Below are 14,819 nucleotides of genomic sequence, written 5' to 3' on the forward strand. Positions count from 1 at the left end.
CTACTCGCAGAATGCTAAAGTTTGAGCTTGATCAAGCTTATCTTTTAAAATACTCCAAAAGAGGTATATTATTGTTTTAAATAAATTAAGGCGGTATAAAACCGCCTTAATTTTGAGTATTATTATCATTAGTATTGACTAATAATATTTGCTATTCTTTTATCTGATATTTGATATTTCGTCCCTAACTGCTGGGCAAATAAACTGACTCGTAATTTTTCTATCAAGCATTAAATTTATTCGTTAAATCATTAAATTATGTCAAGAGCAGCAATTCACCTAAAAAAGGTTTTGCAGAAAACTGCATCGCCCAAATTTTATCAGTCGTTTTGAATCAGGTAACTACAACCCGCCACTTGCCTTTTTACAACATATTGTAGAAGGATTGGGGAATAAGATTTATGTGGGATTTTGATAAGCACAAGTGCGGTAGATTTTGAAAGTGTTTTTGAGGTTGAAAAACGTTTGAAAAAATGACCGCACTTTTTGAGTAAATATTACTGATTACGCTGGCGCGCGTCTCCTGACGCGTGTCCCTGATATCTGAAAATAAGCACTCGTCGGGAGACGCGCGCTATCGTGGGGGCTATCTTGGAGAATACTTACCCTATTCTGAAACGTTCTGACGATTGTGGAAAACTATCTTGAGCCACCCATGTTTCTAATATATATACTGCTAAAGAGTGTGCGGCATTAACAACCAACCTTGCCTGTCTAACCTCAGGAATATAGGATTCTGGGCCTCTCCCATGGGCTGAGCTTTCGTGTGTCCTTATTGATGCTATACCATCAATTATAGATGTAATACCAGAATTAATTTTCTTTAAATCGTCTTGTACTAATTTACTTAATCCAAACTTAAAATCTTCTTTAACTACTTTCCATAATTCTTTTAATATTTGTGTATTAGGTAGTTTTAAACCTTTCTCCGAAATATAAACTATTAAAAATAGACTCTAAAATATTACATGCAGAAGAAATCGCATCTAATGGATTTGTATTCAAATTTTCTAGCGCCCTATCAAATTCTCTATTTATTGACTCCACATTCCTATTTTTGATCAAATCAGACAAAGTGATACTAGCAGGCGATAACGATTTTGATGGTAAGATTTTCCCATTAATATATGCGAAACCATGCCTATTTAGTTCTGTTTCTATATTCTCTTTAAATGTTTTCTTCTTTTCTTCTCGAGTTTTTGGATATCCAAAGGAAACATCATTTCCCGTCACAGGTTTTGTAGCTTCATTAAGCAAGATCTCTAATTTTTGTATCGGTTCTGAGCAATTATCATTTATATTTGATAATTTGCGTTGAACCTTTTTTTCCCTATTTTCATTAAGAATACTATCCGATGGTATACCTGCAGATAAAAATAATATGTCTAATTCTGTATGTGAATTAAATTGAGGTAACTCTTTAGATAAAAAAGCGATAATCTCTAGTGGAATTAACTGTGTACTCATAAAAAACCTTAGCTACTAATATTTGCAATCAAATTCAACACCCGCTTATCCGACACCTGATACTTCGTCCCCAGTTGCTGGGCAAATAAACTTACGCGCAATTCCTCAATCATATAACGAATCTCCACCACCTCATCAGAAATCGGTTTAGATTTTGGCAGTTTAGCCAGTAATTGTTGGTAAGCCTGTTGCACTTGTTCCACGCGTAGCATCGCGGCACGATCACGGTTTACATCTTGAGCCAACTTATCAATACGTTTATCAATGGCTTGCAGATAACGTTGTAAATCTGGTAGGCGATCATAACCGCTCTTTTGCACAAAACCTTGATACACCAAACTTGCAAGTTGCGATTTGATGTCGGATAATGCAAATGCCATCGTGAAATCCATTTTGCCTTTAAGGCGTTGGTTAAGTTGGTAAGTGAGAGTAAGAATCTGCTCCACTTTCTGCGCAATATCCACGGTCACTTCGTTAAGATTTTCTCGAACGAAATCACGCAATTTTTCAAAACTTGCTTCATCCCAAACAAACCCGCCAAAATCGGCAATCAGTTTATCCACCGCACAAGCAATACAGTCATCGATCAAATCCAATACGCGACCGAACGGAGTAAAATACAGACCCAATTTAGCCTTATTCGGCAATTTTTCATGAAGATATTTAATTGGTGATGGCACATTGAGCAATAACAAACGACGTAAACCTTGCTGCATCGCCACCGATTGCTCAAACTCTGTTTCAAACAGTTTGATAGCTACGGCATCTTTCTCATCTACAATGGCTGGGAACGCTTTGATGCTGAAACCTCGTTGTTTTTGTTCGTAACATTGTGGTAAATCTGCAAAACTCCAAATATGCAGCCCGCTTTGCTCAATGCCATCATCTGCCACAGCAGAAATACTTTCCTGCACACGATCTTTTAAGTTGAATTTCAGCTCATCCAAATTCATGGATTCTGCGATTTTCTTACCGTTTTCATCCACCACACGGAACGTCATTTTCAGATGGCTTGGAATTTGTTCCCAATTCCAATGTTCCGCTTCTACGGTGACGCCAGTCATACGACGCAATTCATAAATCAGCGTATCTAATAATGGTTTTTCCAACGGCACCGCTCGACTTAAAAAAGCTTGGGCATAATTAGGTGCAGGTACGAAGTTACGGCGATAAGATTTCGGCAGCGATTTAATCAGCGAAATCACCAATTCTTCACGCAAGCCTGGAATTTGCCAGTCAAAGCCTGTCATTTCCACTTGGTTGAGCAATGGCAATGGAATATGTACTGTCACGCCGTCCGCATCGGTACCTGGTTCAAACTGATAAGTCAATTTGAGTTTTAAATTACCTTGATGCCAGAAATTCGGGAAATCCAGTTTGCTCACTTGTTCCGCATCATCATTGATCAAAAATGAACGTTCAAAATTAAGCAATTCAGGATCTTTTTGCTGCGCCTTTTTCCACCAGGTATCAAAATGTTTTTGAGAGACAACTTCTGTGCCAATACGCTGATCGTAAAATTCAAAAAGCGTGCGATCATCCACCAAAATATCGCGGCGGCGGCTTTTGTGTTCCAATTCTTCTACTTCTTGAACGAGCCTTTGATTTTCTTTGAAGAATTTATGCTTGGTATTCCAACCCCCTTCCACCAAGGCCGATTGAATAAAAATCTCACGGCTTACCGTTGGATCAATAGCACCGTAATTCACTGGTCGCACAGCCACAATCGGCACACCGTAAAGCGTGACTTTTTCATCTGCAATCACGGCACCACGAGATTTCGACCAACGCGGTTCTGAATAGGATTTTTTAATGAGATGCTCGGCAAGTGGCTCAATCCATTCTGGCTCGATTTCTGCCACCATACGCCCCCAAAGTTTGGAGGTTTCCACTAACTCTGCCGCCATCACCCATTTCGGTTGTTTTTTGAAAAGCACAGAATTGGGGAAAATTGCAAAATGGGCATTACGTGCGCCAAGATATTGTTGTTTCTCCGCTTCTTTTAAACCGATATGAGAAAGCAAGCCACTTAAAAGTGCGGTATGAATTTGCTGATATTCTGCTTTTTCGGAATTAATCGGTAAGCCCATTTCACGCACGGTTAAACGAATTTGATGATAAATATCCTGCCATTCACGAATGCGTAAATAATTTAAGAAATCCTTTTGGCATTGACGACGGAATTGGTTTTTACTCAATTCTTTTTGTTGTTCTTGTAGATAACGCCAAAGATTGAGGAAAGCCAAGAAATCTGATTTTTTATCGGCAAAACGACGATGTTTTTCATCGGAAGCTTGCTGTTTTTCTTGTGGTCGTTCGCGCGGATCTTGAATGGATAACGCAGAGACGATGATCATCATTTCATAAACGCAGCCAAAATTGACCGCACTTAGGATCATTTTGGCAAGGCGCGGATCGACTGGAAGTTGAGCGAGTTGGCGACCAACTCTAGTTAATAGGCGTTTTTCACCCGCTTTGGTGCGAACCATTTCAAACGCGCCCAATTCTTCCAACAGTTTTATCCCATCTTGAATATGGCGTTTATCTGGCGCATCAACAAATGGGAACGCTTCAATATCATCCAAACCCAATGCCGTCATTTGCAAAATAACGGAGGCTAAATTGGTGCGCAGAATTTCAGGATCGGTAAACTCTGGACGAGAATTAAAATCCTCTTCCGAATATAAACGAATACAAATCCCTTCACTTACACGACCGCAACGACCTTTACGCTGATTAGCAGATGCCTGTGAAATAGGTTCAATCGGTAAACGTTGTACTTTGGTGCGATAGCTATAACGGGAAATGCGTGCTGTACCTGGGTCAATCACATATTTAATGCCAGGTACGGTCAATGAGGTTTCTGCGACGTTGGTCGCCAATACAATGCGATTTAAACCACTTGGATGGAAAATTTTATTTTGTTCTTGCGCAGACAAGCGTGCAAAGAGCGGTAGAATTTCCGTGTGTTTTAGATTTTGTTTTTGTAAAGCTTCGGCGGTATCACGAATTTCACGCTCTCCATTCATAAAGATCAAGATATCGCCTCGACCTTCTGCTTGCAATTCATCCACCGCATTCAGAATACCTTGTAGCTGATCTTGATCGTCTTCTTCCACTACGGGACGATAACGCACTTCAACAGGATAGGTTCTGCCTGAGACTTCAATAATCGGCGCATTGTTAAAGTGTTTAGAAAAGCGTTCCACATCAATGGTTGCAGAAGTGATAATAAGTTTTAAATCACGACGACGTGGCAAAAGCTGTTTCAGATAACCAAGAATAAAATCGTTATTTAGACTACGTTCGTGAGCTTCATCAATAATCAAACAAGAATATTGATTGAGAAAACGATCGTTTTGAATTTCCGCTAACAGAATCCCGTCAGTCATCAACTTGATTTGCGTATCATCACTGATCTGATCGTTAAAACGAACCTTATAACCGACTAAACCACCAAGCTCCGTTTCCAGTTCTTCCGCAATACGCGCCGCCACCGAACGAGCAGCAATACGGCGTGGTTGAGTATGACCAATCATGCCTAAATTGCCGAAACCTAATTCCAAACACATTTTCGGCAATTGGGTGGTTTTACCTGAACCAGTTTCCCCTGCCACCACGATGACCTGATGTTCAGAAAGCAGTTTTTGAATTTCGACTTTGCGTTGGCTAACCGGCAAACTCTCTGGAAAAACAATCGGATTTTGTACCGCACTTTTCCGTTGTTCTACACGTAATCTAGCTTGTTCAATTTGCTGTTGGATTTCAGCGGCAACGGCTTGTTGAGCCTCTTGGCTTTTAATTTTTCCAATACCACGAATGCGGGCGGATAAGCGACGTTGATCCACCAGCATGATGTCATTTAATTGAGAAAAAAGAGATTGTTGTAAGGGAGTTAATGTGTGTTTTACCGAGCTGTTTTTCATAGCGATTTACTTTTGAAACTTCCGTAAGCTAAGCTAATCCATCCGATTAAAAATAAAGTCCCACCAATAGGCGTAATCCATACAATTACATTGCTTGCTTCGAAAGCAAGTGCGTATAAACTTCCACTAAATAATAAGATTCCAATTAACCAAGAAGACATAGATAATCGGGCGAATTTGTTGTCACGTAAAGCAGATAATGCAACGGCAAGTACTGCAATGGTATGGAACATTTGATATTCTAACCCCGTATCAATCCATGATAATGCTTTGGCTTCTAATATATGGCTTAAGCCATGAGCTGCAAATGCGCCTAGTGCGACACAGAAGAATCCGCTTAAAGCAACAAGAGTAAGGTATTTGTTTTTCATTTAAATTTTCCCTAAAAGTAAAGCTAATATACCTGCAGCAATAAGTGGGCCAACGGGAATTCCACCTAAAAATGCTACACCAATAATTGTGCCGATAAGCAAGCCAGTGACTAAAATCGGTTGTTCGCCCATTAAAGGCACACCTTTGCCGGCAAGCCATGCCACAAGCACACCAACAGAAATGGAAAGTGCCATTTTCCAACTAAGAAAACCTGATAAATCAGGCAACTGAATTTTCCCTGAAACTAAGGGGCTTAAAACCCCAATGGTTAAAATAATGATACCAATTTTAACGCCATATTTTTCGAGCAAAGGAATATGAGAAGATAAAAAAGTTTGCTGCATGATCAGTAATACGGCAGCAGAAATGGTAATTGCGCTGTTGTTGCTTAATACGCCAAGAATAAGAAGTATCACTAGTAATAGAGCAATGGTATTGAGTTGTAATGTCATAAAGTGCGGTTAAAAAAATGGAAATTTTGGTAAATATTCTAGCATAGAAATTCGTAAAATTATTTTCCATTGTTGTTGAGAAAAAGATAAATGAGAAAAGTTAAAAAGGGTTCATTATGATCTGAACCCTTTTATTTAGTCGGTAAAATTCTTAAATCATTTATTCTTCAAATTTACCTTTTTTTTCTTTATTGATGGTGCATTTTGCACTAGCCCAAATTGCAAACAATACACCCACTACCCAAATCGCATATAACATTCTATTTCTCCTTAGTATAATGAGTGTTTATTTTTATCAATGAAATTAGCATCTAAACGACCAAACATTTTTGAGTAAGACCAAATAGTATAAGCTAAAGCAATGACCACAAAAACAACTGCAAAAATCAGCATTAATGTTAATGTTAATTCACTTGAAGTCGAATCCCACATTAATAAACTTTGTTCAGGATGTGAACTTGAAGGCATCACAAATGGGAACATTGATACTGCTGCAGTAATAATCACACCAGCCATTGTTAATGCAGAGAAGAAAAATGCAAAACCACAACGATTAGCTTTAGAAAATGCAGCATTTAATAATGCAGCAACTACAGCTAACGCAGGGAAAATCCAAAGAATTGGCATTTCATTGAAATTTCTAAACCACGCGCCAGTTTCTACAGCAACTTCTTTATTCATTGGAGACGATGGAGCGAAATGATCGATAGTGCTAGTAACTACATAACCATCTTTAGAATATAACCATACGCCAGCTAATACGAATGCAATCAAAGTCACAATAGAACCAATTTGACTTACTGAACGAGCACGATCACGTAAGGCTTCAGTGGTTTTCATTTGTAACCAGTTTGCGCCGTGAGTGACAAGCATTGATAAGCTAATAACACCACATAATAATGCGAATGGATTTAATAGCTCAAAAAATGAACCTGTATAAGTCACTTGAGTTAATTCGTTAAAATGGAATGGAACGCCTTGTAATAAATTACCAAAAGCCACGCCAAATACTAATGCTGGTACAAAACCACCTGCGAATAATCCCCAGTCCCAAACAGAACGCCAAGTTGGATTATCAATTTTTGCACGATATTCAAAACCCAATGGACGTAAGAATAACGCTGCCAAGACTAATACTAATGCAATGTAAAAACCTGAGAAAGATACTGCATATACAATTGGCCAAGCTGCAAATATTGCACCACCTGCAGTTAATAACCAAACTTGGTTACCATCCCAATGGGGAGCAATAGTGTTGATCATAATACGGCGTTCCACTTCTTTTTTACCTGTTACAGGTAAAAGTGCGGTCACGCCCATATCAAATCCATCAGTTACAGAGAAGCCAATCAATAATACAATAACTAACACCCACCAAATAAAACGTAGAAATTCATAATCAATCATAATTTATCTCCTACTTATTTAGCTGATTGTTCAAAGTAGTATTTGCCGGTTTTTAACGCACTTGGACCCAAACGCGCATATTTAAACATCAAATACATCTCAACAATAATGAACGCAAGATAAAGCGCACAAATTAAACCAATGGAGAACCATAAATCGCCTGTACTTAAATTAGAAGCGGATACGCCAACAGGTAAGATCTCGTAAATAGCCCAAGGCTGACGACCATATTCTGCTAAGAACCAACCGCACTCAATGGCAATCCAAGGTAATGGCAATCCCCATAAAAGAACTTTTAACAATAATGGAATTTGAGTGACTTTATTACGTAAATTTTGAACAAATGCGCCGAATGTAAGTAAAGCAATTAAACCACCAGCGGCAATCATTGCACGAAATGCCCAAAAATTAGGGCCTACATTTGGAATAGTATCACGAGCGGCTTGTTTAATTTGTTCTTCTGTCGCATCAACAACATTGTTTGTATAGCGTTTTAATAATAAACCGAAACCAAGATCTTTTTTAACTTCATTAAATTGTGCTTTGGTTTCTTCATTTACTTGACCATTTGCTTTTTTCTCAGCTCGTAGTTGAGTAAATAATTCATAAGCACGGATACCACTACGTACACGAGTTTCATTTAATGCTTGAAGATCTTTTAGACCTATAATTTCTTTATCAATTGAACGAGTTGCTATTACACCGCCAAGATAAGGAATTTCAATCGCAAAATCATTTTTCATTTCAGCCGTATTTGGAATTGCTACTGGAAGGAATGGAGCAGGTGCTGGGTGAGTTTCAAATTCAGCTTCCATTGCGGCTAATTTTACTGGTTGTGCTTTACCAATATCATAACCAGATTCATCACCAAGAATTAGCACTGAAATAGAGGCGATAAATCCAAAAGTAGCAGCTACGGAGAAAGAACGTTTTGCAAATTCAAAATCACGACCTTTTAGTAAAAAGTATGAGCTAATGGCTAAAACAAAAAATGCGCCTGTCACATAACCTGCAGAAAGAGTATGTAAGAATTTACTTTGTGCAACAGGGTTTAACCAAAGATCTAAGAAGTTAGTCATTTCCATACGTACAGTTTCAAAATTAAATTCTGAACCTGTTGGTGCTTGCATCCAGCCATTTGCAACCAAAATCCACATAGCAGATAAATTAGAACCGAAAGCCACACAATAAGTTGCTAATAAGTGTTTTCCTTTTGATAAACGATCCCAACCGAAGAAAAATAACCCCACAAAAGTGGATTCTAAGAAGAAGGCAAGTAACGCTTCAATAGCAAGTGGCGCACCAAAAATATCCCCCACGTAATGAGAATAATAAGACCAGTTAGTACCAAATTGGAATTCCATAATAATACCGGTGGTCACCCCAAGGGCAAAGTTAATACCAAATAACTTTCCCCAAAATTTTGTCATATCTTTATAAACTTCTTTACCTGTCGCCACATAAATAGTTTCCATAATTACAAGAATAAAGGATAAACCCAATGTTAGCGGCACGAAAATGAAGTGATACAACGCAGTTAAAGCAAACTGCAAGCGAGAAAGATCAACAACGTCTAACATTCTCAACTCCTTTGTATAAACAACATTAGTTCCAACAATGATTAACAAGGCGATGCCTTAAATAATCCCTAATTACTCAACTCCAATCAGCTAAGTTTAAATTGACTTATCTACATAATTATTTTTAAAGGTTAAAAAAACACCAGTTATTATAGAGATAATCCAAATTGGCGGCTATTCTACTACTAAACATAAGGATAAAAAATAGTAAAAAATGCTATATAGATCACATTTTTGATATAAATACAAAAATAGGGCTTATTTGTTATATTTCATTTAATTGACTTAGATCAAATTGACATTTTTTGCAATAATTTTTGTTTTAAAGATGATTAATTTCATTGTGTAAGAGCATATTTTAATATTTGTCTCAACCAACATCATCTCTTGATGTTTTTAACTGCTTGAATAAGTATGTAGTGGCATTTAATACTTAATTTATCATTCAACATTTGTAATGTGAGTGTTGATCCTTTCCAAGGATAAAAAGGATTAAGCCAAAACTAGCATTGAGTTCATTGCGCAAATCAGGTAAACTACCATCCCGTCTTTGATAGCTAATTATCTTCGATTTTTGACCGCACTTTTGGTTGATTTTGTCTGTAAGATGATTAGCTATAATCATTTATATCCCAATACAGATTAGGTTCCCTATGGCTACAAATTATATTTTCGTCACTGGCGGTGTGGTTTCATCGTTAGGTAAAGGCATTGCGGCAGCATCATTGGCGGCAATTTTAGAAGCACGTGGTTTAAACGTAACCATTATGAAGTTAGATCCATATATTAATGTGGATCCTGGTACGATGAGCCCAACCCAACACGGGGAAGTTTTCGTTACTCAAGATGGTGCAGAAACAGATTTAGATTTAGGTCATTATGAGCGTTTCATCCGCACGAAAATGACCAAACGTAATAACTTCACTACAGGTAAAATTTATTCTGAAGTATTACGTAAAGAGCGTCGTGGCGATTATCTTGGTGCAACAATTCAAGTGATTCCACATATCACTAATGAAATTAAAGATCGCGTTATTGCTGGTGCTCAAGGTCACGACGTTGTGATTGTTGAAGTGGGCGGCACTGTTGGGGATATTGAATCACTTCCATTCTTAGAAGCATTACGTCAATTAGCCGTTCAAGTTGGTCGTGAACATACGTTATTTATGCATTTAACCTTGGTGCCTTACATTCCAACGGCGGGAGAGGTAAAAACTAAACCAACCCAGCATTCGGTAAAAGAATTGCTTTCTATTGGTATTCAACCTGATGTGTTGATTTGCCGTTCAGATCGTATGATTCCACCAAATGAACGTGCGAAAATTGCTTTATTTTGTAATGTTGCAGAACGTGCAGTCATTTCATTAAAAGATGTGAATTCAATTTATCAAATCCCCGCATTATTAAAATCTCAAGGTTTAGATGATTTTGTCTGTGAACGTTTCCGTTTAACTTGCCCTGAAGCAGATCTTACTGAATGGGAGCAAGTGCTTTACAAGCAAGCCAATCCAGTGGGAGAAGTAACCATCGGTATGGTAGGTAAATACACTGAGTTACCCGATGCCTATAAATCAGTAAATGAAGCCTTAAAACACGCAGGTTTAACGAACCGTTTAAGTGTAAACATTAAATATATTGATTCCCAAGATGTTGAAACCAAAGGTGTTGAAGTATTAAAAGGCGTTGATGGCATTCTTGTTCCAGGGGGATTTGGTTATCGTGGAGTAGAGGGTAAAATTCGTACCGCACAATATGCACGAGAAAACAAAATTCCTTACTTGGGTATTTGCTTAGGTATGCAGATCGCATTGATTGAATATGCACGTAATGTAGCGGGTTTAACTAAAGCCAATTCATCTGAATTTGATAAAGATTGTGAACAACCTGTGGTGGCATTAATCACAGAATGGCAGGATGCGGAGGGTAATACTGAAGTGCGTACCGATGAATCAGATCTTGGCGGAACAATGCGTTTAGGCGCACAACAATGTCATTTGGTATCAGGTAGCCGCGCTCGCGAGCTTTATGGCAAAGAAACCATTGAAGAGCGTCATCGTCATCGCTATGAAGTGAACAATACCTTGCTTCCACAAATTGAAAAAGCAGGATTGAAAGTAACTGGATTATCTGCAGATAAAAAATTGGTAGAAATTATCGAAGTGCCAAATCATCCTTGGTTTGTCGCTTGCCAATTCCATCCAGAATTTACTTCTACGCCTCGTGATGGTCATCCGTTGTTTGCAGGCTTTGTAAAAGCAGCCTATGAAAATCACAAAAAATCTGTGAAGTAATTCTTGGTCCTGCAATAAGTGCGGTAAAAAAATGAAATATTTTTATTTGGTTATGATATAACTTGATGTTTTTGAAGTAAAAAAATCCCCGTTAAATTTATCATTTAACGGGGGTTTTTTATAAGCTATTTACTGTTTTTATATTTAGGTTAGTACGCTTAACTAATTTCGTCCAGTTATAATAACCATACAACGAGTTAAGTAAGTAGGCTGAATACATTAAGTATATTGCAGGTGTCTCTGCCCAAAGGAAAATAGAAAGAATATTTAATCCAATCCATAACAACCATTGTTCACGATAACGCAAAATCATTAAAATCTGTGCCGCAACCGTAATAATTGTAGTTAGACCATCTAAACCTGTTGAACTACCACCAGCAGCTTGTAATGCTTGAACAAAAAGCAAAGTACCAACCGTAGTCACAACAATTAATGTCATCCATCCTTTAACAGTTAACGCTTTTGCAATCACGCTTTCTCCACCATCGCTATTTTGCATATTGGCTTTCCACATAAAGTAACCAATAAATTGAGAGGGCAAATATACGTAAAGTACAGTATTCATTTCGCCTAAGAAATTCGATCCCCAAGCAACATAAAAATAAGTATAGGCAAAAATCAATCCAAAGAAATAATTACTAATTTTACCTTTACTTACCAATACCACACACAAAATACCCGAAATACCAGAAATCATTGCTAACCAAGAATCAGGTGTTTGTACATAAGCCCAAATTTGCGCAATGATAAAAAGCGCAAGCCAAACCACCTCAAAAGGTTTCCAACCAGAAACAAATTCTCGTTTTAAACGCGCTGCCAAAGTCATTATTTACTCCTATTGACTTAAATTTTGAGGTGACCATTTTCGCATTGTGAATTGGTAATGTAAAGGTGTAGAAGCATTTAATTCTAAAGTTGTGAAATCCATCACGTTTTAATTAAAGCCTACATTATCCATTATTGAGTTTGTTTCAAAAAACGCTCTAAAAATTGACCGCACTTTAAATATAATAATCAAGCTCAAGTGGTATTTTTGCTTGTAACAAGAACTGTTTAGTGCGCTCGTGTTGTGGGCAAGTGAAGAATTTATCTGCTGTATTTTGTTCTACAATATATCCATCCGCCATTAAAATCACACGATCCGCGACATCTTTCGCAAACTGCATTTCGTGAGTAACAATAATCATTGTCCAGCCTTCTTGGGCGAGCATTTTTAGTGTTTGTAACACTTCGCCCACCAATTCAGGATCTAATGCCGATGTAGGTTCATCTAATAAAATAATATCAGGTTTTACCGCAAGGGCTCGAGCAATCCCCACTCGCTGTTGCTGACCGCCAGAAAGTTGGGATGGAAATAAATCCGCTTTATTTTTAAGTCCTACTTTTTCTAGCAAACTAAGTGCTTTTTCACGAGCTTGAGCTTTATCTTGTTTTTGCACAACAACCATTCCCTCCATAACATTTTCAAGGGCAGAACGATGAGGGAATAAATTGTATTGCTGAAAGACCATTGACGAACGTCGGCGTAACTTCAATTCATCTGCTTTACTAATTTTCTGGCTAAAATCAATTTTTAGACTGCCATCAGTAAATTCCAAAATGCCTTGCTCTGGTCGTTCAAGCAAGTTTAAACAACGTAAAAAGGTGGTTTTTCCAGAACCAGAAGGGCCTAAAATTGCGACCACTTCACCTTTATTAATTTCAAAATCAATGCCTTTTAACACATGATTGCCATTAAAGTTTTTCTGAATATTACTTACTTTTAACATAGACATTCCTTATAAATGGCGAGATAAGCGAATTTCAAGACGATCTTGTAAGAAAGATAAAACAAAACAGAAAATCCAATAAATCAAAGCTGCCTCACTATAAATTAAAATAAATTCATAGTTTGCTGCCGTGATATTCTGTGCGACACGGAATAATTCTGTCACTAAAACAAGAGAAGCTAATGAAGTGTCTTTCACTGTACTAATAAAAGTATTAGAAAGCGATGGTACTGAAATACGTAAAGCCTGTGGCATAATTGTACGAATAAATGCTTGTCGATAATTCATACCTATCGCATAAGAGGCTTCCCACTGCCCTTTAGGTATAGCAATAATTGAAGCACGAACTGTCTCTGCTGCATAAGCACCTATATTAATAGAAAATGCAATAATCGCTGTCGGAAAAGGCTCTAAAGTAATACCGACTTCAGGTAATCCATAAAAAATAATAAAAATTTGTACTAACATCGGTGTACCTCGAATTATAGAGATATACACTCGACATAAAGCCTGTAACAATTTTAAGGGTAAATTAGGACTAGGCAAAGTACGAATAACTGCAACAATCACTGCAATAAGCAAACCACAGAAGAAAGAAATGACTGCCAATGGCAATGTGTATAAAATTGCTGCTTCCAACATAGGCCAAAACGAGCTGATTACATAATCAGCTCGTTCTGCACTCATAAATGGAAGACTCGCCAACCAATTATTGAGTAATATCATAACCAAACCATTCAATTGAAATCTGTTTTAATGTACCATCTTGGCGAAGTGCTTCAAGTACTTGATTAAATTTTGTAATCAATGCATCTTCACCTTGTAAAAAAGCAAAGGCAGTCGGAGTTTTATCCCCACGATCATAAGCAATTTTTAAACCAGAATTTGGGTGTTTTTTAAAATAATCTAATACAGCCAATTTATCATTAATTGTTGCTTCTGCACGGCCTTGTTTAATAAGCTCTAAGCTCTGTGCTAAACCATCCACTACAAGAATCTGCGCACCTGCAGCTTTTGCATCTTTACCCCAGTTACTTGTTGCAGATTGCGCAGATTTACGACCTTTCAAGTCTTCAAATGATTTAATACTGTTATCCGATGATTTTGTTACAATCACCCCACCAGAATAATTATAAGGCGTTGTGAAACTGTATTTTTTTAAACGCTCTGGGCTTGGGTTAGTTTGGTTTGCTATCACATCAAAACGTTTTGCATTTAACCCCGCATACATTGCATCCCATTGTGTTTCTTTAAATTCCACTTTCAAACCGAGCTTTTCAGCAACTTTACGAATAACCTCTACATCAAAGCCTGTTAATTTTCCACTTTTATCATGGAAAGTAAATGGTGCATAAGTCCCTTCTGTTCCGACTAATAAAGTTTTCGTTTTTTCAACACGATCGGCAATTTCGCCTGCGTGAGAAAACGTTGAGAAAGCAATAGCTCCAGTTAAAAGTGCGGTCGTAAAAAGTAATTTTTTCATTTTTTCTTCCTTGTGTTGTGTTTGTCTAAGCGTGATTATAAAAACCAAACTTATGAAAAAAAAAGATTATTT

The 14,819-nt window shown here is 37.5% G+C and carries 12 protein-coding genes and 1 pseudogene; 1 reads left to right on the forward strand and 12 read right to left on the reverse strand.

The window, feature by feature from the left end; translation table 11 throughout:
- Positions 1 to 128 precede the first annotated feature (128 nt).
- The 8 genes and pseudogenes from DV356_RS10000 to DV356_RS01875 form a co-directional block, all read right to left on the reverse strand.
- Positions 129 to 227, reverse strand: a pseudogene (locus DV356_RS10000) (DUF3418 domain-containing protein); the annotation flags it as partial.
- A 375-nt stretch (positions 228 to 602) separates the two neighbouring features.
- Positions 603 to 944: an abortive infection family protein gene (locus DV356_RS09910; RefSeq protein WP_338322734.1), complete on the reverse strand. Its 342-nt coding sequence runs from the start codon at positions 942 to 944 to the stop codon at positions 603 to 605.
- A complete protein-coding gene (locus DV356_RS09915; protein WP_239994837.1) occupies positions 907 to 1,467 on the reverse strand; it encodes a hypothetical protein in 561 nt (186 codons plus the stop codon). The genes DV356_RS09910 and DV356_RS09915 overlap by 38 nt, the downstream gene beginning before the upstream one ends.
- Positions 1,468 to 1,475: 8 nt before the next feature.
- Complete coding sequence (gene hrpA / locus DV356_RS01855) at positions 1,476 to 5,393, reverse strand: ATP-dependent RNA helicase HrpA (protein WP_118806440.1); 3,918 nt, start codon at positions 5,391 to 5,393, stop codon at positions 1,476 to 1,478.
- Entirely contained in the window at positions 5,390 to 5,764 is a 375-nt protein-coding gene (locus tag DV356_RS01860) for a DUF423 domain-containing protein (protein WP_005693396.1), read from the reverse strand. Before DV356_RS01860 ends, hrpA begins: the two co-directional genes overlap by 4 nt.
- Positions 5,765 to 6,217, reverse strand: coding sequence for a DUF441 domain-containing protein (locus tag DV356_RS01865; protein ID WP_012055383.1), 453 nt, complete (start codon positions 6,215 to 6,217; stop codon positions 5,765 to 5,767). It abuts the gene before it with no gap.
- Positions 6,218 to 6,487: 270 nt separating this feature from the next.
- Positions 6,488 to 7,624 (reverse strand): cytochrome d ubiquinol oxidase subunit II, encoded by a 1,137-nt coding sequence (gene cydB / locus DV356_RS01870; RefSeq protein WP_005651716.1) that lies wholly within the window; start codon positions 7,622 to 7,624, stop codon positions 6,488 to 6,490.
- Positions 7,625 to 7,638: 14 nt separating this feature from the next.
- A complete protein-coding gene (locus DV356_RS01875; protein ID WP_005659374.1) occupies positions 7,639 to 9,204 on the reverse strand; it encodes a cytochrome ubiquinol oxidase subunit I in 1,566 nt (521 codons plus the stop codon).
- A gap of 653 nt (positions 9,205 to 9,857) precedes the next feature.
- Here DV356_RS01875 and pyrG point away from each other — a divergent pair.
- On the forward strand, positions 9,858 to 11,495 hold the full coding sequence (pyrG, locus tag DV356_RS01885; RefSeq protein ID WP_005647713.1) for a glutamine hydrolyzing CTP synthase: 1,638 nt from the start codon (positions 9,858 to 9,860) through the stop codon (positions 11,493 to 11,495).
- Between the two features lie 118 nt (positions 11,496 to 11,613).
- Here the strand turns inward: pyrG and pnuC are convergent, their stop codons facing one another.
- The 4 genes from pnuC to DV356_RS01905 all read right to left on the reverse strand — a co-directional run bounded on the left by pnuC (position 11,614) and on the right by DV356_RS01905 (position 14,747).
- Positions 11,614 to 12,321, reverse strand: a complete 708-nt coding sequence (gene pnuC / locus DV356_RS01890) for a nicotinamide riboside transporter PnuC (RefSeq protein WP_112119088.1) — start codon at positions 12,319 to 12,321, stop codon at positions 11,614 to 11,616.
- Between the two features lie 175 nt (positions 12,322 to 12,496).
- Positions 12,497 to 13,264, reverse strand: coding sequence for an amino acid ABC transporter ATP-binding protein (locus tag DV356_RS01895; protein WP_005647711.1), 768 nt, complete (start codon positions 13,262 to 13,264; stop codon positions 12,497 to 12,499).
- 9 nt (positions 13,265 to 13,273) lie between these two features.
- Positions 13,274 to 13,990 (reverse strand): amino acid ABC transporter permease, encoded by a 717-nt coding sequence (locus DV356_RS01900; RefSeq protein ID WP_005633396.1) that lies wholly within the window; start codon positions 13,988 to 13,990, stop codon positions 13,274 to 13,276.
- Complete coding sequence (locus DV356_RS01905) at positions 13,974 to 14,747, reverse strand: amino acid ABC transporter substrate-binding protein (RefSeq protein ID WP_005651725.1); 774 nt, start codon at positions 14,745 to 14,747, stop codon at positions 13,974 to 13,976. Before DV356_RS01905 ends, DV356_RS01900 begins: the two co-directional genes overlap by 17 nt.
- Positions 14,748 to 14,819 lie beyond the last annotated feature (72 nt).

Source organism: Haemophilus influenzae (genome assembly GCF_003494325.1).
In the GTDB taxonomy this organism is placed as follows: Bacteria; Pseudomonadota; Gammaproteobacteria; order Enterobacterales; family Pasteurellaceae; genus Haemophilus; species Haemophilus influenzae_I.